General features: G+C 68.8%; 2 protein-coding genes and 2 pseudogenes. 1 reads left to right on the top strand and 3 read right to left on the bottom strand.

Translation table 11 applies throughout. The features are described from left to right. From ureB to AOK17_RS52345, 3 genes and pseudogenes are all read right to left on the bottom strand, one after another. Positions 1–239 (bottom strand): urease subunit beta (gene ureB, locus AOK17_RS21185; protein WP_055614091.1); only part of this gene is annotated, 239 nt, incomplete at its 3' end. A 16-nt stretch (positions 240–255) separates the two neighbouring features. Then, positions 256–558, bottom strand: coding sequence for an urease subunit gamma (locus tag AOK17_RS21190; protein ID WP_055614092.1), 303 nt, complete (start codon positions 556–558; stop codon positions 256–258). A gap of 620 nt (positions 559–1178) precedes the next feature. Further along, positions 1179–1442, bottom strand: a pseudogene (locus AOK17_RS52345) (TetR/AcrR family transcriptional regulator); the annotation flags it as partial. A gap of 167 nt (positions 1443–1609) precedes the next feature. On the opposite strand from AOK17_RS52345, the pseudogene AOK17_RS50800 reads away from it, so the two are divergent. Next, a pseudogene (locus AOK17_RS50800) lies at positions 1610–1806 on the top strand (hypothetical protein); the annotation flags it as partial.

The following is a 1806-nucleotide window of genomic DNA, read 5'->3' on the forward strand; positions in this document are numbered from 1 at the left end:
TCGACGTCGACGGGGATCCCGGGCTCGAAGCGAACGGCGGTGCCGGCGGCGACGTTGAGCCGCTTGCCGCGCGCTGCGGCGCGGTCGAAGTCCAGACCGGGGTTGGCCTCGGCGAAGTGGTAGTGGGAGCCGACCTGAACGGGCCGGTCGGCGGCGTTGAGGACGGTGAGCCGGGTGACCTCAAGGCCTTCGTTGAAGGCGACGGGTCCGTCGGCGAACAGGATCTCTCCGGGAATCATGGCTGCCGCTCCCCCGTCAGACGATCGGGTCGTGGACGGTGACGAGCTTGGTGCCGTCCGGGAAGGTGGCCTCCACCTGGACGTCGTGGATCATCTCGGGGATGCCCTCCATGACGTCCTCGCGGGTGAGGATCTTCCGCCCGGAGGCCATGAGTTCGGCCACGGTGCGGCCGTCCCGGGCCCCTTCGAGGATGTGTGAGGTGATCAGGGCGACGGCCTCGGGGTGGTTGAGCTTCAGCCCCCGGGCGCGGCGCTTCTCGGCCACATCGGCGGCCACATGGATGAGCAGCCTCTCCTGCTCGTGCGGCGTCAGTTGCACGGCGTCCACCTCACAGTCCTCGCTCCGGACCGTGCGGGGTCCGGTTGCCGCAGCCACCACGAAGGATTCGGATGCAGTACGCGACTGCGGTACGCGGCCGGAATGCGCGACTCTGCGCGTCCCGGGCTGCGAAAACCCCTGGTGACATGGTGGTGCAGGCTAGTTGCGCGGGATTTCAGGGACGTTAACCGCCGCGCGGGGATTTGCACGGGGACCACGGAGAACGAGCCGACCGGCGGACCTGGTCGTCGGTCCGTGCCGCACACCCGGACCGGTCGGCGTCAGCGCGGCGACTCCATGCTCATCAACCCCCGCAGACCGTCCTGGATCACCTCGACCGGCGCCGAGCCGAAGAGCGCCTGCTGGGCGGCGAACCCCTGTGCGGTGGCGATCATGGTCCTGGCGACGTGGTCGGCGGGGATGTCCGCGCGCATCACCCCGGCCTCCTGATAGCCCTCGACGACCTTCACCCAGGCCTCGCGCACGGTGACGAAGCCCGTGCGCAGCACCTGCGACAGCTCGCTGTCACGGAGTGTCTCCGTCCAGACCTGGATCATCAGCCGGGGGAAGGATGCCTCCCCGTCCCACGCCAGCCCGTGCTTCGCCTCACCGCCCCCGNNTACGTCCGGCGGCGGGGGCGGAGTCTGCCGGGCGGCCTCTTCGAAGGCCTCGCGAATACCTCCGAGGACCTCGGTGACGATGGCCGCGATCAGCTCGTCCTTGCCGCTGAAGTAGCGGTACACCGCGCCCGCCGAGAGGTCCACCTCCTTCAGCACGTCCTGCATCGACGTGGCATGGAACCCGTTGAGGGCGAAGCAGCGGGCCGCGCCGTCGAGGATCTGGCGGCGACGGGCGTCGAGGTGTGCCTGGGATACACGAGCCATGACCGAAATCTAAAACGAACATTCATTCTTGACAAGTCGCGGCACCCGCAGGACAGTGACGGAGCAAGCAAAACGAACGATCCTTCTTTTTAGTGGAACCGCTCGCCCGCACCCACACACCAAGCACCCACAACCACACCCACACCCACACCCCAAGGGAAGAGACCATGTCCGCCGAATCCGCTACGCACACCGGGACCGCGCCAGCACGCGCACCGCAGTCGTCACAGCCGTCACAGTCGCCGCAGCAGCCGCCCCCGTCGTCGCACGGCCGCCATGTCGTCGCCGTCGTCGTACTGGTGCCCGTGCTGGTGGCCCTCGCCCTGTGGGCCTTCGCCTGGCCCGCGGCCCGTACCGCGCCGCG

It is taken from the genome of Streptomyces phaeochromogenes, assembly GCF_001418655.1.
Lineage (GTDB): Bacteria > Actinomycetota > Actinomycetes > Streptomycetales > Streptomycetaceae > Streptomyces > Streptomyces phaeochromogenes.